Genomic DNA, 21,527 nt, shown 5'->3' with positions numbered 1-21,527 from the left:
GACCCACCCTCGATACGGGAGCAGTATGCCCACCTCCGAAACACCAGAGGAGCCCCAGGCGCCGCACCCTCTCGATGAGAGCGCCATTGAACGCTGCGTCACTGAGGCCATTGCCGCCTTCGACGCCGCCGAGGACCTCGAGCAGCTCAAGGCCGCCCGCATCGCCCACACCGGGGACAAAGCCCCTGTGGTGTTGGCCAACCGGCGGATCAAAGAACTCGCCAAGGATGAGAAGAAGGAAGCCGGCAAACTGCTCGGGGCCGCTCGCGGGCGGATTCAGAAAGCATTGGCAGCCCGAACCGAGGTACTAGAGGCCGAACATGCGGCCCGGGTGCTCGTGGAGGAGACCGTGGACGTCACAGCGGCGCCGCGCCGTCGTCGTCCCGGTGCCCGCCACCCGCTCAATGTGCTACAGGAGCGAGTTGCCGATGTGTTCACCGCCATGGGGTGGGAGATCGCCGAAGGCCCTGAGCTGGAATCGGAGTGGTTTAACTTCGATGCGCTGAACTTCGACCCCGACCACCCGGCCCGGGAAATGCAGGACACGTTCTTCGTCGAGCCGGCCGAATCCCATCTGGTGTTGCGCACGCACACCTCGCCGGTGCAGGTCCGTGCCCTGTTGGAGCGGGATCTGCCGGTCTATGTGCTCTGCCCCGGTAAGACGTTCCGCACCGATGAGCTCGATGCCACCCACACCCCGGTCTTCCACCAGTTCGAAGGTCTGGCTGTGGACAAGGGGCTGACCATGGCGGATTTGAAGGGCACCCTGGAGCACTTCGCCCGGGCGATGTTCGGACCTGAGGCAGCCATCCGACTGCGCCCCTCGTACTTCCCGTTCACCGAACCTTCGGCAGAGATGGACGTCTGGGATCCACACGCCAAGGGTGGCCCTCAGTGGATCGAATGGGGTGGCTGCGGCATGGTCAACCCCAATGTGCTCGCCGCCGCCGGCGTCAAGGATCCCGAGTACACCGGGTTCGCTTTCGGTATGGGCGTGGAGCGCACCCTGATGTTCCGCAACGGAGTCTCCGATATGCGCGACATGATTGAAGGCGATATCCGGTTCAGCCAGCGATTCGGACAGGAGGTCTGAGGCATGCGTATCCCACTGTCATGGATCCGGGAGTACACTCAGTTCCCCGCTGAGGGTAGTGCTGAGGACCTTATGGCCGAGTTGGTCAAAGTTGGTCTGGAAGAAGAGGATGTCCACACCCCGGAGCTCACCGGCCCGATCGTGGTGGGTGAAGTCCTGGACAAGACGCCAGAGCCGCAGTCCAACGGCAAGACCATCAACTGGTGCCAGGTCCGGGTGGTTCCCGAAGGTCAGCAGCAAAGCCTGACCGGCGATGGCATCGACCCCTCCGGCATCCAGGGTGTGGTCTGCGGTGCGCACAACTTCGAGGTCGGCGACAAGGTCGTCGTCACCCTTCCGGGTGCCGTGCTGCCGGGAGATTTCCGCATCAGTGCGCGGAAGACCTACGGGCATCTCTCGGCCGGAATGATTGCTTCGGTCAAGGAACTGGGCATCGGAGAGGACCACGACGGCATCCTGGTGCTCTCCACCCTGGGACTGGACCCCGAACCCGGCACCGACGCCTTGGAACTGCTGGGCCTCTACGACACCGCCGCCGAGATCAACGTCACCCCCGACCGCGGTTACGCCTTCAGTATTCGCGGAGTGGCCAGGGAGTACAGTCACGCGACCGGCACAGACTTCACCGACCCCGCCTGCAGTGTGACACTGCCGGAAGACACCCAGCCCGGGTACCCGGTGGAGATCGACGACGCCGCACCCATCTACTCAGTGCCCGGGTGCAGCACCTTCGTCACCCGCACCGTCACGGGAGTGGACGCTACAGTGCCCACCCCGCCGTGGATGGCCTCCCGGCTACGCCTGGCCGGGATGCGCCCGATCAGCCTGGCGGTGGACATCTCCAACTACGTCATGCTGGAACTGGGCCAGCCGCTGCACTTCTACGACGCCGAGAAGCTCACCGGCCCCATCCGAGTCCGCCGGGCTGAGGCAGGGGAGAAGCTCACCACCCTGGACGGCAAGGAGCGGGACCTCCACCCCGAAGACCTGCTCATCACCGATGACACCGGAGCCATCGGCATCGCCGGAGTCATGGGCGGGGCCAGCACCGAGGTCAGTGCAGCCACCACGACCATCGTGATCGAAGCCGCACACTTTGACCCGATCACCGTGGCGCGATCCAAACGCCGACACAAGCTGCCATCGGAAGCCTCCAAGCGTTTCGAACGTGGAGTCGACACCCAGCTGCAGGCAATTGCTGCCCAGCGGGCGGTCGACCTCTTAGTCGACCTCGCCGGCGGCACCGACACCGGGGAGGTGACCGAAGTCGGGCAGCCACGGCAGCCGGAGCCGATCACCCTGGAGCTTGAGCTGCCGCAGCGGCTCACCGGTATTGCCTTCAGCCGTGAGCAGATCATCCAGACCCTCACCGAGATCGGGGCCGAGGTGCGTGAAGACCACGGAGCCCTGATAGTCACTCCGCCGAGTTGGCGCCCGGACATCACCATCCCTGAGGCCCTGGTGGAGGAGATCGCCCGGCTGGTCGGCTACGACCAGATCCCCTCCCGACTGCCGGTGGCACCTGCCGGACGGGGGCTGACCGCTCACCAGCGACGTCGTCGTACCGTCTCTGCGGGATTGTCGGCTGCCGGATTCACCGAGGTGCTGAACTACCCGTTCTACTCGGTGGAGGCCAATGAGCTCTTCGGCCGGGCAGATGCTGGTCAGCCGCTGCCGCTGGTGAGACTGGCCAATCCGATCGCCGCTCAGTACCCCACCCTGCGGACCACCCTGCTGCCCGGGCTGCTGGACACGGTGCGGCGCAACATCTCCCGCGGCTTCAGGGACCTGGCGCTCTACGAAACGGGGGCGGTCTTCTTACCCGGTGAGCAGCATGGTTCCGCGGAGATCCCCGGACTGGGGGCCTACCCCGGTGACGCCGTGATCCGCGATCTGGAAGCCGGGATCCCGGATCAGCCGTTGCACGTAGCCGCGGTGGTCACCGGAACGGAGCCGGCTGCTGAACTGGGCGGTGCCGGCCGAGCCCGGGACTGGGCAGACGCTGTGGCCGCTGCACGTGATGTGGCCGAGCTGCTGCACGTTGACCTCGAGGTGGTCCAGGGCTCCCACCAGGCCTTCCACCCCGGCCGTACCGCGCAGCTGCGGTGGGGTGGCCAGCCAGTCGGCTACGCCGGTGAACTCCATCCCAAGGTGATCGAAGCCGAGGAGTTGCCCGAACGCACCAGCGTGATGGAGCTGAACCTCTCAGCACTGCTGGCCGCCGCCCCGGATCAGGTGACCGCCGAGGCGATCAGCACCTTCCCGCTGACCACCCAGGATGTCGCAGTCGTGGTGGCAGAGAGTCTCCCGGCCGGTGAACTGCAGGCCACGCTGGCTGAGGGGGCTGGGGACTTACTGGAGAGCATCGAACTGTTCGACATCTACTCCGGTGAGGGCATCGAGGCGGGGAAGAAGTCCCTGGCCTTCGCGCTGGGCTTCCGCGCCCCGGACAGAACACTCACCGCCGAGGAAGCCTCTGAAGCCCGCGACGCCGCAGTCGCCCTGGCAGCGCAGCGTCACGGGGCCGTGCAGCGTTAGCCACAGGAAGCGCCCTCCGTTCAGGCGAGACCGGCGCGGTGGGCCAAAATAGCTAGCTCGGTGCGGTCCCGTGCGCCGAGTTTGGTGAGGATGCGGCTGACATAGGTACGCGCGGTGGCTGGGCTGAGATACAGCTCAGCGGCGATCTCCTGGTTGGTCCACCCCTGGGCCACGGCAGTGAGGATTTCTCGTTCCCGGCTGGTGAGACCGGAGAGATCCGGGATCTCGGTGCGAGCGGGAGTCGCGGCGATATGTTCCATCAGTTTCCGGGTGATCTGCGGGGAGAGCTGATGGTCCCCCTGGGCCACGGCCCGCACCGCCTCGCGCAGCTTCACCCCGGGGGTGTCCTTGAGGAGGTACCCAGCAGCCCCGGCGCGGATGGCACGCAGGACCTCATCGTCGTCGTCGAAAGTGGTGAGAATGAGCACCGTGGGGGCTGACGGCAACTGAGTGATCCGTCCGGTGGCTTCAATCCCGTCCATCACCGGCATCCGGATATCCATCAGCACCACATCGGGGCGCAGCGCCTGAAGCCGGCTCAGGCACTGTTGGCCGTTTTCAGCCTCACCGACCACCTCGATGTCGGCGTCACTTTCTAACAGGGTCCGCAGACCGGTTCGGACCAAGTGTTGATCGTCGACCAGTAACACACCGATCATGCTGGTTCCTTCTGCGCCTCGGAGGTCACCGGCCGGCGGGACGGTAGAACCGCACGCACACAGAAGCCGTCCCCCTCTGGCCCGGCCTCGAGCTGCCCACCCAGGGCCGCGGCCCGTTCCCGCATCCCCACGATGCCCACCCCGGAGGTGCCGTTTCCGGTGCCAGTACGCCGGGGCCCCGCATCGTGGACCACAATGGTGACCTGGCCGTCCTCTTCGGTGATCTGTACACTCGCCGCACGGGCCTGCGAATGGCGGGCGACATTGGTCAGAGCTTCCTGAACGATGCGGTATGCGGTGGCTTCGACGTCTTCATCGAGCTCCGGGGAGATCCGGATATCTGTCTGAAGGTCCAGGGAGGACCCGGCGAGCACGGTTCGGCGCAGCATATCGACCGAGAGCTCGGGGCGGCGGACCTCGTGGTCGCGCAGTGTCTGGACGGTGTGGCGCAGTTCCTTCATCATGTGGCGGCTGGTGTCGCTAATGACCGCCAGGGAACGTTCCGCAGCCTGGGGGTTCTCCGGCAGCGCGGCGGTGGCCACTTCGGCGTGCATGCTCACCACGGTGGCCTGGTGGCCCAGGGTGTCGTGGAGTTCTCGGGCGATCTCGGTCCGTTCTTCTGCAGCGACGGTCTGCGCCAGGGACCGTTCGTGCTCGGCAGTGGCCTCAATGAGTCGTGCTGAACGCAGGGCGAGGTCCCGGCGTGCGCGCACACTGTCACCTAAGGCGATGACAGCGGCCATCAGAGCGATATCGGGAGCGAAGTTGTAGATGAATACCGAGAAGAGGTTGGTGTCGGTCTCCCGGATGAACGAAGTCGCCAGCGCAGAGAAGAACATGAGGAAGACCAAGGTGGTCGAGACAGTCACCGACCAGTGCTGCCGATCCCGTTCGGCCGCCGAATACAGTGCTGCAGCCAGCGGTAGCCCGATGCCGATATTCGGGTAGCCGGCAGCGATATAGACCGCCAGGGTCAGCACACTGAGCAGCAGAACGACCAGGGGAGCACGACGACGCACCAGCAGCAGGGCACCCAAGGCCACTGCGCACAGATAGGCTCCCGTATCCGGGGCGCGGAAACCTCCACGTTCGGCGTGAATGAGCCAGCTGATGAGGATCATGACCGCTGCAGCCAACAGTGCGTCCACCACCATGGGGTGCCGGGCCATCCAGCGACGGGCACGCAGGCCCACCGGTAAAGGGACAGGGCGGCGCGCACTGGTGGACATAAGGTTCAGTCTAAAGAGCGCAAGCTGTGTGCCGCTGTCGGACAGTGCAGATTCAGACTGTCGCCTCAAGGCGACATCAGGTGACGCTTCCCGACGGATGTCACCAGCGGCATCCGGTGCGTAGATTGGGTGTCATCGGTAGCGGGAAGCAGCGTGCGGCTGCAACTTAGCTGGCGATCCAGACCACCGCTGAAACCTCCGTGTTCGGCGGTGAGCATGGCCTGAACGTCCCCCGTTCCGTCCCCTCCAAGGGCAGGTCATGCGGACCCCGTGAGCGGGTCACGCCGTACGTCACCCCAGGCGGCGTGGCCCGCTCCTTCCCTCTCCTCTGCGGCTTTCTCTTCGGGAGTGAGCCCTGTTCAGGGCGTCAGCAGCAATTTGCCGGTGGTGCGCCGGGACTCGAGATCCTCGTGGGCTCGCCCGGCCTCGGCCAAGGGGTAGGTTGCCCCGATGTTGAGGGTGAGATCTCCGTTGGTGAGAGCGGAGAACAGTTCGGTGTATCGCCAGGTGCGTTCCTCGGCATTGCGCAGATACCAGTGCAGGGCAGGGCGGGTCACGAAGAGTCCGCCGGCCTTGTTGAGTTCCTGTAGGTCGAAGGGCGGAACCTGTCCGGAGGCCCCACCGAAGAGCACCAGCATCCCCCGCACGGCCAGGGACTTCAGTGACCCGGCGAACGTGTCTTTGCCGACGCCGTCGTAGACCACTGCCACACCTTCACCATTGGTGATCTGCAGGACTTCCTCAGCGAAATTCTCGTAGCCGAGCACGTGGTCGGCTCCAGCGTCCTGGGCGATCTGCGCCTTCTGCTCGGTGGAGGTGGTGGTGATGACTCGGGCACCCTTGGCTTTGAGCAGCTGGGTGAGAATCTGGCCCACGCCCCCGGCTCCGGCATGGGTGAGCACCGTCTGGCCGGGGGAGACTCGGTAGGTGGAGTTGATGAGGTAGTGGGCGGTGGCCCCCTGCAGGGGCAAGGCGGCCGCCTGCTCATCGGTAATGTCATCGGGCACGGCGACCGCCTTGGCGGCATCGACCAGGAAATGGGAAGCATAGGTCCCGGTAGCAGCCTCGCAGGTGGTGACCCGCTGGCCCAGACTGTAGCCTTCGACTCCCTCACCGATGGCCAGAATGCGTCCAGCAGCCTCAGTTCCTGGGACAAAGGGGTAGTCCACCGGATACACGCCGGAGCGCTGGTAGGTTTCGATGAAGTTCACACCGGCTGCGGCGGTGGTCACCAGCAGCTGTCCTGGTCCCGGCTCGGGCAGTGGAGTCTGCGCGGACTCGAAGACCTCCGGCCCGCCGGCCGCAGTGGCTCGCACCACGGTATTGGTATCCGGAAGATCTTCGGGATAGACAGTCGGCTCACTCATGTGCCACAGGTTACCCAAGCACCCCGCTCGGAGAGAACTATCTGAGCCAATCAGCTTTGTGCATAAATATTGATACTGATGCATAAGTCTGCAAGACTGGGTGCATGACATACCGCGTCGCTGTCTCCGGTGCCTCCGGCTACGCCGGGGGAGAAGTCCTGCGTCTGTTGACCACTCACCCCGAGGTGGAGATCGGAGCGGTCACCGCCCACTCCAGTGCCGGTCAGCAACTCGGTGCAGTACAACCGCATCTGCTCAGCCTGGCCGAACGCACAGTGGAGGACACCACCGCTGAAGTCCTAGCCGACCACGACGTCGTCTTCCTCGCTCTGCCTCATGGAGCCTCCGGTGAGGTGGCCGCCCAGCTGAGCGACGACGTCGTCGTCATCGACGCTGCCGCCGACCATCGGCTGGAATCAACCGCGGCATGGGAACGCTTCTACGGCTCGGAACACCAGGGAACCTGGCCCTACGGCCTTCCAGAATTACCCGGACAGCGGCATGTGCTACGCCACGCCACCCGCATCGCCGTTCCGGGCTGCTACCCGACCACGGTCCTGCTGGGGCTCACCCCGGCCTTCGCTGCCGGTTTCGTAGAACCCGAAGATGTGGTGATCGTTGCGGCCACCGGTACCTCCGGTGCCGGGAAATCACTGAAACCCCACCTGCTTGGCAGTGAGGTCATGGGCTCGATGAGTCCCTACGGCGTCGGCGGCGTCCACCGGCACACCCCGGAGATCGAACAAGGCTTGAGCTGGGCCGCTGGCAGCCCGGTACAGGTTTCCTTCACCCCCACCTTGGCGCCGATGCCGCGCGGGATCCTGGCGACCTCTACCGCCCGGCTACGCCCCGGAGTGAGAGAAGGGGACCTCCGGGAGACCTACACCGCTCAGTACGCTGACGAACCCTTCGTCCACCTGCTACCGGCCGGGCAGTGGCCAGCCACCCAACAGGTGGCAGGGTCCAACCACGTCACTATGCAGCTGGCCGTGGATGAGCGCGCCGGACGCGTCATTGTGTGCTCAGCCTCAGACAATCTCACCAAAGGCACAGCCGGGGGAGCGGTGCAGTCGATGAACCTGGCCCTCGGTGTGGAGGAAACGCTCGGACTCGGGCAGTTAGGAGTCGCACCGTGACCGAAAACTCAGCGACGACACCCCCGGCACGTGCAAACACCGCGCCCGGCAACGGGGTCACCGCCCCGGCAGGGTTCAGCGCAGCCGGAGTCACCGCCGGGTTGAAGAGCAGCGGACCCGATGTCGCCTTGGTGGTCAACACCGGACCCCAGCGCAGCGCTGCGGCAGTGTTCACCACCAACCGCTTCGCCGCCGCCCCGGTGCTCTGGTCCCGGCAAGCCATCTCCGACGGGCGTGCCGACGCTGTGGTGCTCAACTCCGGTGGTGCCAATGCGTGCACCGGCCCGCAAGGTTTCCAGGACACCCACACCACCGCAGAGCGCACCGCTGAGCACCTTGGCCTCTCCGCCCAGGACGTGCTGGTCTGCTCCACCGGGCTCATCGGTGAGCGGCTAAAGATGCCCGCCCTGCTCAGTGGAGTCCAGCAGGCAGCTGCAGATCTTCGCGACGATGCGCAGGCCGGCACTGCCGCAGCAGAAGCCATCATGACTACTGATACCCGACCGAAGACCGCCACAGCTTCCGGGCCCGGGTTCGCCATTGGTGGAATGGCCAAGGGAGCGGGCATGCTAGCTCCGGGAATGGCCACGATGCTCTCCGTCATCACCACAGATGCGGCCCTGCCCCCTGCCGAGCTGCAGGCCGCGCTCACCGATGCGGTCCGAGTCTCCTTTAACCGGGCTGATTCGGACGGGTGCATGTCCACCAATGACACTGTCATCGCCCTGGCCTCCGGAGCCCACCCCGAGGCCGAGACGCTGGAGATCACAGCGTTCCGTCAGGCACTGACCCAGGTCTGCCACGACTTGGCCGCCCAGCTCATCGCCGATGCCGAAGGTGCTGCCCACGAGATCAGGATCCGCACCATGGGCGCGGCCACAGAGGATCAGGCTGAAACGGTCAGCCGCGCGGTTGCCCGCTCGGCCCTGTTCAAAACAGCGATCTTCGGACAAGACCCCAACTGGGGGCGGATCCTCTCGGCGGTGGGCACCACAGATGCTGCCTTCGAACCCTCTGAGGTTGATGTCGCCGTCAACGGCGTCTGGATCTGCCGCGGAGGGGGCATCGGTGAGGACCGCAGTCAGGTGGATCTCAGCGGCCGCGATGTTGAGGTCGTCATCGATCTCAACGCCGGCGGAGCAGAAGCCACCGTGCTCACCAACGACCTCACCCACGACTATGTGCACGAAAACAGTGCCTATTCCACCTAAGGCGGATATGTCAGAGAACACTCCACCGGCACACAGCACCCAGCCTGCAGCTCCGCGTCCGGCTCGGCAGCGGGCCACAGAGCCGGAGATCACCGCCGCTGCCGGCATCCAACCCCGGGACGCCGCCACCCTGGCCAGTGCTGCCGCCAAAGCCGAAGTGCTCGTCGAGGCGCTGCCGTGGATGCGGAAGTTCGCTGGCGCCGTCGTCGTCATCAAATACGGCGGCAACGCGATGGTCAACGATGAACTGCGCCGGGCCTTTGCTGAAGACGTCGTCTTCCTCCGTCACGTGGGGGTCAAACCGGTGGTGGTCCACGGTGGCGGACCCCAGATCAACGCCATGCTGGACACCCTCGGGATCGCCAGTGAATTCCGTGGCGGGCACCGTGTGACCACCCCAGAAGCGATGAATGTGGTCCGCATGGTCCTCACCGGACAGGTGGGTCGAGAACTCGTTGGACTCATCAACTCCCACGGCCCCTACGCGGTCGGGCTCTCCGGCGAAGACGCCGCGCTGCTGCAGGCAGTGCGCAAAACCGTCGAGATCGACGGGCAGACCACCGATCTGGGACTCGTCGGTGAGGTCACCGGAGTTGAGCCCGCCGCAGTAGAAGACATTCTTGCTGCCGGACGGATCCCGGTGATCTCCACCATCGCACCGGAAGTCGACGACGACGGCGTCCCCACCGGGGAAGTTCTCAACGTCAACGCCGACCTCGCCGCCGGAGCAGTAGCATCCGCCCTCAAAGCGGCCAAACTGGTGATGCTGACCGACGTCGAGGGTCTCTACGCCAACTGGCCCGATCGGGACTCGCTGATCTCCGCACTGACCGTCTCTGACCTGCGCAGCATGCTGCCCAGCTTGGAGTCCGGGATGATCCCGAAGATGACCGCAGCCTTAGCGGCCGTTGAGGCCGGGGTCCCGCAGGCGCACATCGTGGACGGACGGCAGCCGCACTCGATGCTGCTGGAAATCGTCACAGCCGAAGGAGTCGGCACCCTCCTTGTGCCCGACCCAGCACCTGACCCAGTCGCGGCAGCTGGCCCAGTGCAGCATCAGGAAACCACCCGCCAGGTAAGCCCAGCAGAATCCCCTCACTACCCCGACCAGAAAGCGAGCAGGTCATGAGCGATGCTTCCCAGGGTGCCTTCCCCGATGCCATTGGCCTGGAAGCACTGGACTCCGCGGCATCCTGGCAGCAGCGCTACCAGCAGTCGCTGATGGGGGTTTTCGGTACCCCGCAGGAATTGCTCACCCACGGGTCGGGATGCTGGGTCACTGACTCCACCGGCCGGAAGCTGCTGGATATGCTCGCCGGGATCGCCGTCAACGCCCTCGGCCACGCCCACCCCGCCTTGGTGAAGGGCATCAGCGACCAAGCACGGCAACTGATCCACGTCTCCAACCTGTTCACCTCCGTGCCGCAGATGCGTTTAGCAGAAATGCTCATCAACGCCGCTGAGGCACCGGTCGGCTCCCGAGTTTTCTTCGCCAACTCCGGGTCAGAGGCTAATGAAGCAGCTCTTAAGGCCGTACTCCGGCACCGTGAGCACACCGGCAAGCAGCGTATCCTCGCCTTAGAAGGGGGTTTCCACGGCCGGACCCTCGGCGCCCTGAGCCTGACGCATAAACCAGCTTTCCGCCAACCCTTTGGCGAGCTGATCCCCGGGGTGGAGTTCCTACCCTTCGACGACCTCACCGCACTCGAGGAAGCCTTTGCGGGGACCGGTCACCCCACCGGCGATATCGCCGGAATCTTCCTAGAACCCATCCAGGGTGAGGCGGGAATCCGTCCCTTGAGCCCGCAATACCTCAGACAGGCTCGCCAGTTGACCCGTCAGCACGGGGCTCTGCTGGTCTATGACGAGGTCCAGACCGGAATCGGACGCACCGGGGAATGGTTCCGGTTCCACGGCGTGGCCCGAGAGCTGGCCAGTGTGGACACCGAGGGTGCCGCCCTGCGAGCCGAGCTGGCACCGGATCTGATGACCCTGGCAAAAGGGCTCGGCTCCGGGGTGCCCATCGGAGCTCTGGTGGCCTTTGGTCCGCAGAACGGCACCCTGCTGGGGGCCGGGCAGCACGGATCCACGTTTGGTGGAAATCCACTAGCGGCCCTGGCCGGACAGATCACCCTGGAGACCATCCAGTCAGAGGAGTTGCTCACTAACGCTCACCGGGTGGGCGAGCAGCTCGCTGGTCAGTTGAGGAACCTGCCAGAGGTGGCCCAGGTGCGGCAGTTCGGCCTGCACATCGGTGTGGACCTGGCCGCCGCCGCGTTCGGCCACCGCCAGGCCCCCGCCAAAGACCTGGTCACCACCGCCCGGGAAGACCACCAGCTCATCATCAACGCCACCGGCGAGTACACCCTGCGCCTGGCACCGCCGCTGATCCTCTCTGCTGATGAGGCGCAGATCTTCCTGACCCGATTCACCGCAGCGCTGAAGGAGCTCGTATGACACGTCACTTCCTCACTGACTTGGACCTCAGCCCGGAAGAACTCGATCGGGTGCTGAGCCTTGCCGAGCACGTGAAAGCCCAGCCGTATAAGGTCAAGGCGCTCGCTGGTCCGCAGACCGCTGCGGTGATCTTCGATAAGACTTCCACCCGGACCCGGTTTAGCTTCGCCTCTGGCATTGCCCACCTGGGCGGGCAGCCGATTATCGTCAACCCCGGTGAGGCACAACTGGGCCACAAGGAGTCCATTGCCGATACCGCGCGGGTCCTGGACCGGCAGGTCAGTCTCATCATCTGGCGTACCTATGCTCAGGCGGGACTGGAGGAGATGGCTCAGCACTCTCGGGTCCCGGTCATCAATGCGCTCAGCGATGACTACCACCCCTGCCAGCTGCTGGCAGACCTGCTGACCATCCGGGAGCACAAAGGCCGGCTCGCCGGATTGAAACTGGCTTACCTTGGGGATGCGGCGAACAATATGGCCAACTCGTATCTGCTGGCGGGGGTCAATGCGGGGATGGATGTGCGCATCGCCGGGCCGGAGGGCTACCTGCCTCAGGAGCACATCATCACCGCCGGGGAGGACCGCGCGGCCGAGACCGGGGGGAAGGTCACCGTCACCACCGACCCGGCCAAGGCCCTGGCCGGGGCCGACGTCGTGGCCACCGACACCTGGATCTCCATGGGGCAGGAGGATGAGAAGCCCCAGCGGATGAAACTCTTTGGTGACTACCAGGTCAACGCTCAGTCGCTGGAAGTAGCCGCGGAGGACGCCGTCGTGCTTCACTGTCTGCCCGCCTACCGGGGGATGGAGATCACCGCCGAGGTGCTCGACGGGCCGCGCAGCGTCATCTGGGATGAGGCCGAGAATCGCCTCCACGCCCAGAAGGCGTTGATGGCGTGGCTGCTGGTGGAATCCGGACTGGCGGATGAGGCTACTGTTGCGGCCGTGAAGGCTGGCGAGCGACGCTGATGACTCCCACCACCAAGACCGCACGGCACGCCAAGATCCGGGAATTAATTGCTCGTTCCGCTGTCCACTCCCAGGCTGAGTTGGCTCAGCGGCTGGCGGAGGCTGGTGTGACCGTCACTCAGGGCACGCTCTCCCGGGACTTGGTGGAGATCGGGGCCGCACGGGTCCGCGCCAAAGACGGCAGTCTCATCTACGCGGTCCCCTCAGAGGGGCCCGACCGCAGGTTACAAGCAGAGCAGGCGGAGTCGACGACGACGGCTCGGCTCGCCGCACTATGCCGTGACCTGCTGGTCTCTGCGGAGTCCAGTGCGAATCTTGTGGTGTTGCGTACCCCGCCCGGTGCTGCTCAGTTCTTAGCGAGTGCGATTGACCACACTGCACGCAACGACATCCTCGGCACGATCGCCGGTGACGACACGATTATGGTGGTCACCACCAGCCCTACCGGAGGGGGCGACGTCGCAGGTTATTTCACATCGCTGGCAGAGGGGCACAGCCCGGAGTAGATTTTTGCGCGCTTCGCCTCAGTTTTTCAGCGCGTGGGCGTCGAGGAGACTGCGCATCTGTTCGAGCCCGAAGACCTCCACCACGTTGTAGGCGCTTTGCCGACCGAGGGTGGGATCCGCCCCGGCGTGCAGGAGTAGCTCGGTGGCCTCGGTGTTCTGCCGGAAGACCGCGCAGCCCAGAGCGGTCTGGCCTCGATCGTTGACGCGGTGGATATCGGCTCCGCGTTCCATCAGTCCGCGGGCCAAGTCGGTGTGATCGTTGTAGACGGCCAAGATGAGGAGGGTGTCACCCTTGTCATTGGTGAGGTCCACCGGCACGCCCCGGTCGATGAGTTCGAGCAGTTCCTCGGTTTTGCCTGCCCGGGCGTAGTCGAACAGGGACGCCAGGAACTGCAGCTGCTCCTCGGTGAGGTCTGAGGGGCCTGCGGGGTCGGCGGGATCGGGCTGCTGCGGGTCGTCGGCCATGGCTCTACTTTATCCGGGCTGTCCAGCACGTAGGCTAGGGGAAGCGCAGTGGCACGATACTTATGTGTGCAGCGGAATATTTATGTAGACTGTGGGTTCGAGGCGATCTGTGACGCCACCACAGGTGGTGCACCCCGGATGTGTGGAGGAGAACTGACGTGAGCGAACGCATTGTGCTGGCCTACTCGGGCGGCTTGGACACCTCAGTGGCTATCGGCTGGATCGCCGAGGCCACTGGAGCTGAGGTGATCGCCGTCGCCGTGGACGTCGGGCAGGGCGGGGAGTCCCTGGAGACCGTACGCCAGCGTGCCCTGGACTGCGGTGCTGTGGAGGCCTACGTGGCCGATGCCCGGGATGAGTTCGCTGAGGCGTACTGCATGCCTACCCTGAAGGCCAACGGCCTCTACATGGATGCCTACCCGCTGGTCTCGGCGATCTCCCGTCCGGTGATCTCCAAGCACCTGGTGGCCGCAGCTCAGCAGTTCGGTGCCAGTACCGTAGCCCACGGGTGCACCGGCAAAGGCAACGATCAGGTCCGCTTCGAGGTCTCCATTCAGACTCTGGGCCCGGAGCTGAAGTGCATCGCTCCGGTGCGGGACTTGGCCCTGACCCGTGAGAAGGCCATCGAATACGCCGAGAAGCACGACTTGCCCATCGAGACCACCAAGAAGAACCCCTTCAGCATCGACCAGAACGTCTGGGGCCGTGCAGTGGAGACCGGCTTCCTCGAAGACATCTGGAACGGCCCCACCAAAGACGTCTACGACTACACCGACGACCCAGCTTTCCCGCCGGCGGCCGACGTCGTCACCATCGGCTTCGAGCAGGGGATCGTCACCTCACTGGATGGGCGGGCGGTCACCGCCTTGCAGGCCATTGAAGAGCTCAACCGCCGCGCTGGAGCCCAGGGTGTGGGGCGGATCGACATTGTCGAAGACCGCCTGGTGGGCATTAAGTCCCGCGAGATCTATGAGGCTCCCGGAGCCATGGCCCTGATCGCCGCCCACCGTGAGCTGGAGAACATCACCTTAGAGCGCGAGCAGGCTCGGTTTAAGAAGACCGTGGATCAGCGCTGGACCGAGCTGGTCTATGACGGCCAGTGGTTCTCCCCACTGAAGAAGAACCTCGATGTCTTCATCGATGAGACCCAGAAATACGTCTCCGGTGAGATCCGGTTGGAGCTGCACGGCGGGCGTGCCACTGTCCAGGGTCGGCGCTCCGAGACCAGCCTGTATGACTTCAACCTGGCCACCTATGACGAAGGCGACTCCTTCGACCAGTCCTCGGCGCCGGGCTTCATCGACATTTACGGGTTGTCCTCCCGGACGGCTTCCCAGCGGGAAGAACGTCTTTACGGTAAGCCGGACCTCTCCGGCCACGGTGTCGAGACGAAGTAAGCGAGTACGACGACGCATGACGGACTCCACCACACCGGCCAGTGGTCACGCCGGCACCAATGAGGGATCCCTGTGGGGCGGACGCTTCGCTTCCGGACCGGCCGAGGTGATGGCCGCGCTGAGCAAGTCGACCCACTTCGACTGGAAACTGGCCCGCTACGATATCGCCGGTTCCCGGGCCCATGCCCGGGTGCTGCACCGGGCGGGGTTGCTCAGTGAGGATGAACTCGCCGGAATGCTCTCGGCACTGAAACGTCTAGAAGACGACGTCGTCTCCGGAGCATTCACACCGGCGGCCTCGGATGAGGATGTTCACGGGGCTTTGGAGCGCGGCCTGTTGGAGCGTGCCGGCGAAGAGCTCGGCGGCAAACTCCGGGCCGGCCGGTCACGTAATGACCAGATCGCCACGATGGTGCGAATGTACTTACGGGATGCGTCCCGCCAGATCGCCGAAGGTGTGCTCGGCGTCGTTGAAGCGCTGGTGGAACAGGCTGAGCGGCACCCCGGTGCGGCGATGCCAGGGCGTACGCATCTGCAGCACGCCCAGCCGGTGCTGTTGGCCCACCACCTGCTCGCCCATGCCTGGCCGCTGCTGCGTGATGTTGAGCGGCTTCGGGATGTGGACCGGCGTCTGGCGTACTCCGCATACGGATCGGGGGCGTTGGCGGGCTCATCGTTGGGACTCGACCCCGCCCAGGTGGCCACGGAGCTGGGGTTTGACGGCCCGGTAGAGAACAGCATCGATGGAACCGCCTCACGTGACCTGGTGGCTGAGTTCACCTGGGTCACAGCCATGATTGGGGTTGATCTGAGCCGCATCAGCGAGGAAGTCATCCTCTGGGCGACCAAGGAGTTCGGCTTCGTCACTCTCGACGACGCCTACTCCACGGGAAGCTCGATCATGCCGCAGAAGAAGAACCCGGATATCGCCGAGCTCGCCCGGGGTAAGAGCGGCCGGCTCATCGGGAACTTAAGCGGGCTGCTCGCCACGCTGAAGGCTCTGCCGCTGGCCTATAACCGCGACCTTCAGGAGGACAAAGAGCCCGCCTTCGACGCGGTGGACACACTGGGTCTGTTGCTTCCGGCAGTGGCAGGGATGATCTCCACCCTTTCATTCCATCCTGAGCGGCTCGCTGAACTGGCGCCGCAGGGTTTCTCCTTGGCCACGGACATTGCCGAATGGCTGGTGCGTCAAGGGGTGCCCTTCAGGGTGGCTCATGAGGTGGCCGGTGAATGCGTGCGGGTCTGCGAACAGCACACCCCGGAGAAGGAGCTCCACGAGCTCAGTGATGAAGAACTAGCCGCGATCCACCCCGCCCTGACACCCGCGGTGCGCGAGGTCCTCACCGTGGATGGTTCGTTGGCTTCCCGCGACGCCGTCGGGGGGACGGCACCGGTACGGGTCGCCGAACAAATGGAGATCGCCAAGCAGCGTGTCGCGGAGTTCCGTTCCGCCCTGGGCTAACCCCACCATGGATAGCAAGGAACTCCACGACCTTTTCGAGGAACACCCGCGTGAAGTCGCACCACAGCTACTGGGCTGCCATCTGCGGGTCAGCACGGGGCTGGGAGAGGTCACAGTGCGCCTCACCGAGGTCGAGGCCTACGGCGACGCCGGAGAGGATCCCGGTTCACACGCCTACCGCGGTCAGACTCCGCGCAACGCGACGATGTTCGGGCCGCCGCGGCATGCCTACGTGTACCGCAGTTACGGAATCCACTTTTGTTTGAACCTCGTGGCCGGCGCAGAGGTCGCCGGGGGGATTCTGCTGCGCGCCGGTGAGGTCGTGGCCGGACGGCAGCTCGCCGTTGACCGCCGCGGTGGCACAGACACCGGTCCGGCGCTCCTCTCCGGTCCAGGCCGGCTTGGTCAAGGACTGGGGATCACCCTGCCGATGGACGGAACTCCGGTGACGATCACCCAGGATGAGGCTCCGGTTTCCTTAGGGGAGCGGGCAGATCAGGTGCGGTTTCAGCTCTTCAGTAAGGGGGCGTCATCGTACCCGATCAGTTCAGGACCTCGGGTGGGGGTCTCCGGACCGGGCGGCGGGTGGGAGTTCCCGTGGCGGTTCTGGATCACCGCAGACCCCACCGTCTCCAGGTACCGCCCCGGCAAAGGAGTTCCGGCCGATCTGGCCAAAAAGACCACCGAGCTGTTCCATGACTGACCGCCCCACTCGAGAGGGGTCGGCAACCTTCCGTTTACCTGGCACGGCGTAGTATTGACTGATCGTTTTACCGAAACGGGAAGAGTCTCGCCACCGGATGAGTGACATCAACACCCCGCCTGAGACCCAGGCCGAGGCCAACGGACACACTGGGCACGACGTCGCCGCTGCCCAGACAGCGTCGGGTTCTGTCCCGCTGCCTCCCCTGGAAGCAGGAATCGACCAGGAGCGTGAATACGTGGCCGCGCTATACCGCCGGCTCGATGAGCTGCGCTACGAGCACCAGCAGCAGCTCTCCAAGATCCGGGCCACGGGCGCAGTGGGCACGATGCAGAACATCTCCGAGCGTGACGCCTTCGCCACGATGTACGAGGACCGGCTTGCCCAACTCAATGCAGTTGATGACCGACTCGTTTTCGGTCGGCTGGACCTGGATAACGGTGACTGCCGGTACATCGGACGGATCGGACTGACCTCCGCTGACCGGCAACGGCTCATGCTGGACTGGCGTGCCCCCGAATCAGGGGTCTTCTACCAAGCGACTGCTTTCGATCGGCAAGGGGTGCGCCGGCGTCGCCACCTGCTGCTGAAACACCGTCAGGTGCAGGGCTTAGAAGACGAAGTACTCGACACCTCTCTACTGGAGGAAACAGCTGAGAACCACGGGGACGGGGCGCTGCTTGCTGCAGTGACCGCCCGCAGGACCGGCCAGATGGGCGATATTGTCGCCACCATTCAGTCCGAGCAGGACCGCATTATCCGAGCGGAGCGCTCCGGGGTCCTGGTCGTTCAGGGCGGACCGGGAACCGGGAAGACGGCAGTGGCCCTGCACCGGGCCGCCTACCTGCTCTACGCCCACCGGGAACGGCTGAAATCCGCCGGAGTACTCATGGTGGGACCCAACTCCACCTTCATGTCCTATATCGAGCGGGTGCTGCCCTCTTTGGGGGAGACCGGGGTGGTGATGTCCTCGCTGGCCGACCTTTTCCCCGGGGTGCGAGGAGTTGAGGAGACCAACCCCGCCGTCGCGGAGATCAAAGGCAGACTCGACTGGGTCGAGATCATCGCAGCGGCTGTCGCCCACCGGCGGCGGACGATTCCTGCCCCGCGTGATGTGACGGTCGAAGGGGTCACGGTGACGGTGACTCCTAAGATGATTAGCCGCGGTATTGAACGGGCTAAGGCGACCGGTAAGCCGTATAACGAAGCGCGGGCCACCTTTGTCAAAGTCGTGGTCAAAGAGATCGCCGACAAGCTCGAACGCATCCTCACCACGCGCAGCGAAGGCAATGAGGCCGATCGCAGCTACCTCATCGAAGATGTACGCACCGCACGGGATGTGCGGGTGCTGCTGAACCTGTGCTGGATGCCCCGCACGCCCGCCGCGCTGCTCGAGGACCTCTTCGCCAAACCGGGGTATCTGGCCGATGTCGCTCCTCAGCTGAGCGAGGCGGAACGTTGCCTGCTGCAACGGGATCCGGGCTCGGCATTCACCGTGGCCGATGTTCCTCTGCTCGACGAAGCCGCGGAACTGTTAGGCGAGCTCGACGAAACCGCCGGCCGCCAGGAAGCCCGGCAGCAGGCCACGCGGGAAAAGGACTTGGAGAATGCCCGCAAAGCCCTGGAAAACACCGAAGGTGCCCTGGCAGATATCGGGGCCGATGGAGTGGTACGCGCCGAAGACGTCGTCGCGCTCAATACAGAAACCGGCCCCCGGATGACGGCCGCTGAGCGTGCAGGAGTCGACCGGACCTGGACGTATGGGCACATTGTGGTCGATGAAGCGCAGGAGCTCTCGGCGATGCAGTGGCATGTGCTCTTCCGCCGCTGTCCGCTGAAGTCCTTCACCGCCGTGGGGGATACCGCACAGGGGGCTTCACCCTCGGCAGCGCGGGACTGGAAAGCGGCATTTGCCCCGTTCATTGATGACGACCGGCTGCGGATTGAGGAACTCACCGTCAATTACCGCACGCCACGGCGCATCGTGGACCTGGCCACCCGGGTGGCGGAGGCTCATGGACTGCCGACCACCTCACTGCGGACTGTGCGCGAGGGCGATTATGAACCGGTGATCGAAACAGTCGCTTCCGGCGAGGAGCTGATCCAGGCAGCGGTTGAGGGGGTCCGCGCCGAGCACACCCGCATTGGCGAGGGCCTGGTGGCTGTGATCGTTCCCGACCGGCTCATCACCCCGGTGCGTAGCGCCCTGGCAGCAGCCTATGGTCAGCGTCTGGGCACTGGTGCCGGGTCGATGACACAGGACATCGTGGCCCTGACTGCCGATGAGGCCAAGGGTCTCGAGTTCGATGCGGTCGTCGTGGTCGAACCCACTGAACTCATCACTGAGGCCCACGGAACAGTGGGTCCGCTGTATGTAGCATTGACCCGACCGACCCGATCACTGCGGGTACTGCACGCACAGGCTCTACCAGAGGGCTTCTGAGGTAAAGTCAACGCCGTGAGTCAGACGAACCCTGTGCTGAGCCAGCAGCGTAACGACCCCAGCTTCGACAACATCTTCCAGGAGTTGTCCTGGCGCGGCCTCGTGTACGTCTCCACCGATGAGACCGCACTGGAAGAGGCCCTGGCGGGGAAGCCGCTGACCTATTACGCCGGTTTCGACCCCACGGCTGCCTCCTTGCACCTCGGGCACCTGGTCCAGTTACTGACCATGCGGCGTCTTCAGTTGGCTGGTCATCGACCCCTGGGTTTGATTGGCGGAGCCACCGGCCTCATTGGGGATCCCCGGGAATCGGGGGAGCGGGTGCTCAATACCCCGGAGGTGGTTTCGGAATGGGTCAAACGCTTGCAGCGGCAGTTGCGGCACTACGTCTCCTTTGACGGGGAGAATGCGGCACATCTGGTCAATAACCTTGATTGGTGGCAGGGCGTGGGTGCCTTGGAAATGCTGCGCGATATTGGCAAGCATTTCCGGGTTGGGACGATGATTAAGAAGGAGATCGTTGCCAAGCGCCTGAATTCAGAGGAGGGTATCTCCTACACCGAGTTCAGCTACCAGCTGTTGCAGGGCTACGACTTCTTGCGGCTCTACCAGGACCACGGCTGCACTCTGCAGTTTGGTGGGTCGGACCAGTGGGGCAATCTCACTGCCGGTACTGAGCTGGTGCGCAAAGCGACCGGCGCCCATGTCCACGCGCTGGGCACACCGCTCATCACCAACTCAGACGGCACCAAGTTCGGCAAATCCGAGGGCAATGCCATCTGGATCGACGCTGAGCTCACCTCGCCATACGCCTTTTACCAGTTCTGGCTCAATACCGCCGACGACGACGTCATTGAGCGGCTTAAAGTCTTCACCTTCCGTACCAGAGAACAGATCGAAGAACTCGCCGAGTCGGTGCGGCAGACGCCTTTTAAACGTGAAGCTCAGCGTGCCTTGGCCTGGGATGTCACCGTGCTGGTTCATGGGGAAGAGGCCACCAGAAAAGTCATCGCTGCTGCGGAAGCTCTCTTCGGTAAGGGGGAGATCGCCGAGATCGATGAACCCACCCTGGAGGCCATCGCCGCTGAAGTTCCCACTGCCGAGCTTTCTGCTGAGGAGGTCACGATTGTCTCAGCCTTGACCGAGACAGGATTGACCAGCACGCGTGCCGAAGCCCGCCGGGCAGTCCAGCAGGGCGGTGCTTCCATCAACAACGTCAAGATCGACGACGCCGAAGCTCCCGTTCCGGATTCCGCGTGGCTCCACGGCAAGTACCTTGTGGTGCGTCGAGGTAAGAAGAACCTCGCCATTGTGGTGCGTGCCTAAGACCCTGATATCCCCGTCAGCGCGGGGGTGTAACGGCTTAGCTTGCAGACTGCCACAGAGGTGTGTACAGTAATTCATTGCGCCGGGACGCATACCCGGCGCAGATCAGGGGCACATCGCCCCGACCCTGCTCCTTCAAGGTTTTACCTTGAAGAGTGCGCCCCGAAACCGGTCAGAGACCGAGTTGACAGGCCACTTAAGGAGCGGTAACTTAGATAAGTTGCTTCGGAGCGATTCAGAAGGTTTTCTTCTGATGGTGCCGGATGTACTCGCTGTTTGAGAACTCAATAGTGTGCCAAGTTTGTTGATACCAATGAATTATTTGATTGGTTATTGCGGCGCATGCCACCCCCGTGGTGTGTGTCGTGTTTAGCCTGGATTGTTGATCTTGTGGCAGCTGTTATGTCCTGTGAGGCCTTGTTTTTCCGGCAGGGTGGGATGTGGTGGTTGTTGCAGGGTTTTCTCTTTTTTCAGTTTTCTGATGGAGAGTTTGATCCTGGCTCAGGATGAACGCTGGCGGCGTGCTTAACACATGCAAGTCGAACGATGAAGCCTGTGCTT

General features: G+C 64.2%; 17 protein-coding genes and 1 rRNA gene. 14 read left to right on the top strand and 4 right to left on the bottom strand.

What is annotated here, in order from left to right; all coding sequences use genetic code 11:
- Window positions 1-25 precede the first annotated feature (25 nt).
- Both pheS and pheT read left to right on the top strand, forming a co-directional pair.
- Complete coding sequence (gene pheS / locus H578_RS0110540; protein WP_022873645.1) at window positions 26-1,093, top strand: phenylalanine--tRNA ligase subunit alpha; 1,068 nt, start codon at window positions 26-28, stop codon at window positions 1,091-1,093.
- Between the two features lie 3 nt (window positions 1,094-1,096).
- Window positions 1,097-3,631 carry a phenylalanine--tRNA ligase subunit beta gene (gene pheT / locus H578_RS0110535; RefSeq protein WP_022873644.1) on the top strand — a complete coding sequence of 845 codons (2,535 nt, stop codon included), beginning with the start codon at window positions 1,097-1,099 and terminating at the stop codon, window positions 3,629-3,631.
- A gap of 20 nt (window positions 3,632-3,651) precedes the next feature.
- On the opposite strand, the gene H578_RS0110530 is transcribed toward pheT, so the two are convergent.
- The 3 genes from H578_RS0110530 to H578_RS0110520 form a co-directional block, all read right to left on the bottom strand.
- Window positions 3,652-4,290: a response regulator transcription factor gene (locus H578_RS0110530; RefSeq protein ID WP_022873643.1), complete on the bottom strand. Its 639-nt coding sequence runs from the start codon at window positions 4,288-4,290 to the stop codon at window positions 3,652-3,654.
- On the bottom strand, window positions 4,287-5,519 hold the full coding sequence (locus tag H578_RS14825; protein WP_022873642.1) for a sensor histidine kinase: 1,233 nt from the start codon (window positions 5,517-5,519) through the stop codon (window positions 4,287-4,289). Before H578_RS14825 ends, H578_RS0110530 begins: the two co-directional genes overlap by 4 nt.
- A 359-nt stretch (window positions 5,520-5,878) precedes the next feature.
- Window positions 5,879-6,886, bottom strand: a complete 1,008-nt coding sequence (locus tag H578_RS0110520) for a quinone oxidoreductase family protein (protein ID WP_022873641.1) — start codon at window positions 6,884-6,886, stop codon at window positions 5,879-5,881.
- 104 nt (window positions 6,887-6,990) lie between these two features.
- Between H578_RS0110520 and argC the strand changes: the two genes are divergently transcribed.
- From argC to H578_RS0110490, 6 genes are read left to right on the top strand one after another with little or no spacing between them, the layout of a single operon-like run.
- Complete coding sequence (gene argC / locus H578_RS0110515) at window positions 6,991-8,022, top strand: N-acetyl-gamma-glutamyl-phosphate reductase (protein ID WP_022873640.1); 1,032 nt, start codon at window positions 6,991-6,993, stop codon at window positions 8,020-8,022.
- Entirely contained in the window at window positions 8,019-9,233 is a 1,215-nt protein-coding gene (argJ, locus tag H578_RS14820) for a bifunctional glutamate N-acetyltransferase/amino-acid acetyltransferase ArgJ (RefSeq protein WP_022873639.1), read from the top strand. The genes argC and argJ overlap by 4 nt, the downstream gene beginning before the upstream one ends.
- 7 nt (window positions 9,234-9,240) lie before the next feature.
- The gene (gene argB, locus H578_RS14815; protein WP_022873638.1) at window positions 9,241-10,362 is read left to right on the top strand and encodes an acetylglutamate kinase; all 1,122 of its coding nucleotides are present in this window, start codon (window positions 9,241-9,243) and stop codon (window positions 10,360-10,362) included.
- Window positions 10,359-11,690, top strand: coding sequence for an acetylornithine transaminase (locus H578_RS14810; RefSeq protein ID WP_022873637.1), 1,332 nt, complete (start codon window positions 10,359-10,361; stop codon window positions 11,688-11,690). The genes argB and H578_RS14810 overlap by 4 nt, the downstream gene beginning before the upstream one ends.
- Window positions 11,687-12,661, top strand: a complete 975-nt coding sequence (argF, locus tag H578_RS0110495) for an ornithine carbamoyltransferase (RefSeq protein WP_022873636.1) — start codon at window positions 11,687-11,689, stop codon at window positions 12,659-12,661. Before H578_RS14810 ends, argF begins: the two co-directional genes overlap by 4 nt.
- Complete coding sequence (locus tag H578_RS0110490) at window positions 12,661-13,167, top strand: arginine repressor (protein ID WP_022873635.1); 507 nt, start codon at window positions 12,661-12,663, stop codon at window positions 13,165-13,167. The genes argF and H578_RS0110490 overlap by 1 nt, the downstream gene beginning before the upstream one ends.
- An 18-nt stretch (window positions 13,168-13,185) precedes the next feature.
- On the opposite strand, the gene H578_RS0110485 is transcribed toward H578_RS0110490, so the two are convergent.
- Window positions 13,186-13,632, bottom strand: coding sequence for an ankyrin repeat domain-containing protein (locus H578_RS0110485; RefSeq protein WP_022873634.1), 447 nt, complete (start codon window positions 13,630-13,632; stop codon window positions 13,186-13,188).
- Window positions 13,633-13,790: 158 nt separating this feature from the next.
- Here H578_RS0110485 and H578_RS0110480 point away from each other — a divergent pair, with 158 nt between their 5' ends.
- The 6 genes from H578_RS0110480 to H578_RS0110455 form a co-directional block, all read left to right on the top strand.
- Entirely contained in the window at window positions 13,791-15,029 is a 1,239-nt protein-coding gene (locus H578_RS0110480) for an argininosuccinate synthase (protein ID WP_022873633.1), read from the top strand.
- A gap of 16 nt (window positions 15,030-15,045) precedes the next feature.
- Window positions 15,046-16,494 carry an argininosuccinate lyase gene (gene argH / locus H578_RS0110475; protein WP_022873632.1) on the top strand — a complete coding sequence of 483 codons (1,449 nt, stop codon included), beginning with the start codon at window positions 15,046-15,048 and terminating at the stop codon, window positions 16,492-16,494.
- Between the two features lie 7 nt (window positions 16,495-16,501).
- The gene (locus H578_RS14805) at window positions 16,502-17,197 is read left to right on the top strand and encodes a DNA-3-methyladenine glycosylase (RefSeq protein WP_022873631.1); all 696 of its coding nucleotides are present in this window, start codon (window positions 16,502-16,504) and stop codon (window positions 17,195-17,197) included.
- A gap of 97 nt (window positions 17,198-17,294) precedes the next feature.
- Window positions 17,295-19,640, top strand: a complete 2,346-nt coding sequence (locus H578_RS0110465) for a HelD family protein (RefSeq protein WP_022873630.1) — start codon at window positions 17,295-17,297, stop codon at window positions 19,638-19,640.
- Window positions 19,641-19,655: 15 nt separating this feature from the next.
- Complete coding sequence (gene tyrS / locus H578_RS0110460; protein WP_022873629.1) at window positions 19,656-20,966, top strand: tyrosine--tRNA ligase; 1,311 nt, start codon at window positions 19,656-19,658, stop codon at window positions 20,964-20,966.
- A gap of 478 nt (window positions 20,967-21,444) precedes the next feature.
- Window positions 21,445-21,527, top strand: a 16S ribosomal RNA gene (locus tag H578_RS0110455); the annotation flags it as partial.

The sequence above is a fragment of the Nesterenkonia alba DSM 19423 genome, from assembly GCF_000421745.1.
Lineage (GTDB): Bacteria > Actinomycetota > Actinomycetes > Actinomycetales > Micrococcaceae > Nesterenkonia > Nesterenkonia alba.
Note: the sequence above shows the minus strand (reverse complement) of the source record. Positions and strands in the feature narration are given on the sequence as shown.

Bases quoted from the DNA above. Each gene is read 5' to 3' on its own strand.
- pheS (WP_022873645.1), top strand. From the start codon at position 26: ATGCCCACCTCCGAAACACCAGAGGAGCCCCAGGCGCCGCACCCTCTC.
- pheT (WP_022873644.1), top strand. From the start codon at position 1,097: ATGCGTATCCCACTGTCATGGATCCGGGAGTACACTCAGTTCCCCGCT.
- H578_RS0110530 (WP_022873643.1), bottom strand. From the start codon at position 4,290: ATGATCGGTGTGTTACTGGTCGACGATCAACACTTGGTCCGAACCGGT.
- H578_RS14825 (WP_022873642.1), bottom strand. From the start codon at position 5,519: ATGTCCACCAGTGCGCGCCGCCCTGTCCCTTTACCGGTGGGCCTGCGT.
- H578_RS0110520 (WP_022873641.1), bottom strand. From the start codon at position 6,886: ATGAGTGAGCCGACTGTCTATCCCGAAGATCTTCCGGATACCAATACC.
- argC (WP_022873640.1), top strand. From the start codon at position 6,991: ATGACATACCGCGTCGCTGTCTCCGGTGCCTCCGGCTACGCCGGGGGA.
- argB (WP_022873638.1), top strand. From the start codon at position 9,241: ATGTCAGAGAACACTCCACCGGCACACAGCACCCAGCCTGCAGCTCCG.
- H578_RS14810 (WP_022873637.1), top strand. From the start codon at position 10,359: ATGAGCGATGCTTCCCAGGGTGCCTTCCCCGATGCCATTGGCCTGGAA.
- argF (WP_022873636.1), top strand. From the start codon at position 11,687: ATGACACGTCACTTCCTCACTGACTTGGACCTCAGCCCGGAAGAACTC.
- H578_RS0110490 (WP_022873635.1), top strand. From the start codon at position 12,661: ATGACTCCCACCACCAAGACCGCACGGCACGCCAAGATCCGGGAATTA.
- H578_RS0110485 (WP_022873634.1), bottom strand. From the start codon at position 13,632: ATGGCCGACGACCCGCAGCAGCCCGATCCCGCCGACCCCGCAGGCCCC.
- argH (WP_022873632.1), top strand. From the start codon at position 15,046: ATGACGGACTCCACCACACCGGCCAGTGGTCACGCCGGCACCAATGAG.
- H578_RS14805 (WP_022873631.1), top strand. From the start codon at position 16,502: ATGGATAGCAAGGAACTCCACGACCTTTTCGAGGAACACCCGCGTGAA.
- H578_RS0110465 (WP_022873630.1), top strand. From the start codon at position 17,295: ATGAGTGACATCAACACCCCGCCTGAGACCCAGGCCGAGGCCAACGGA.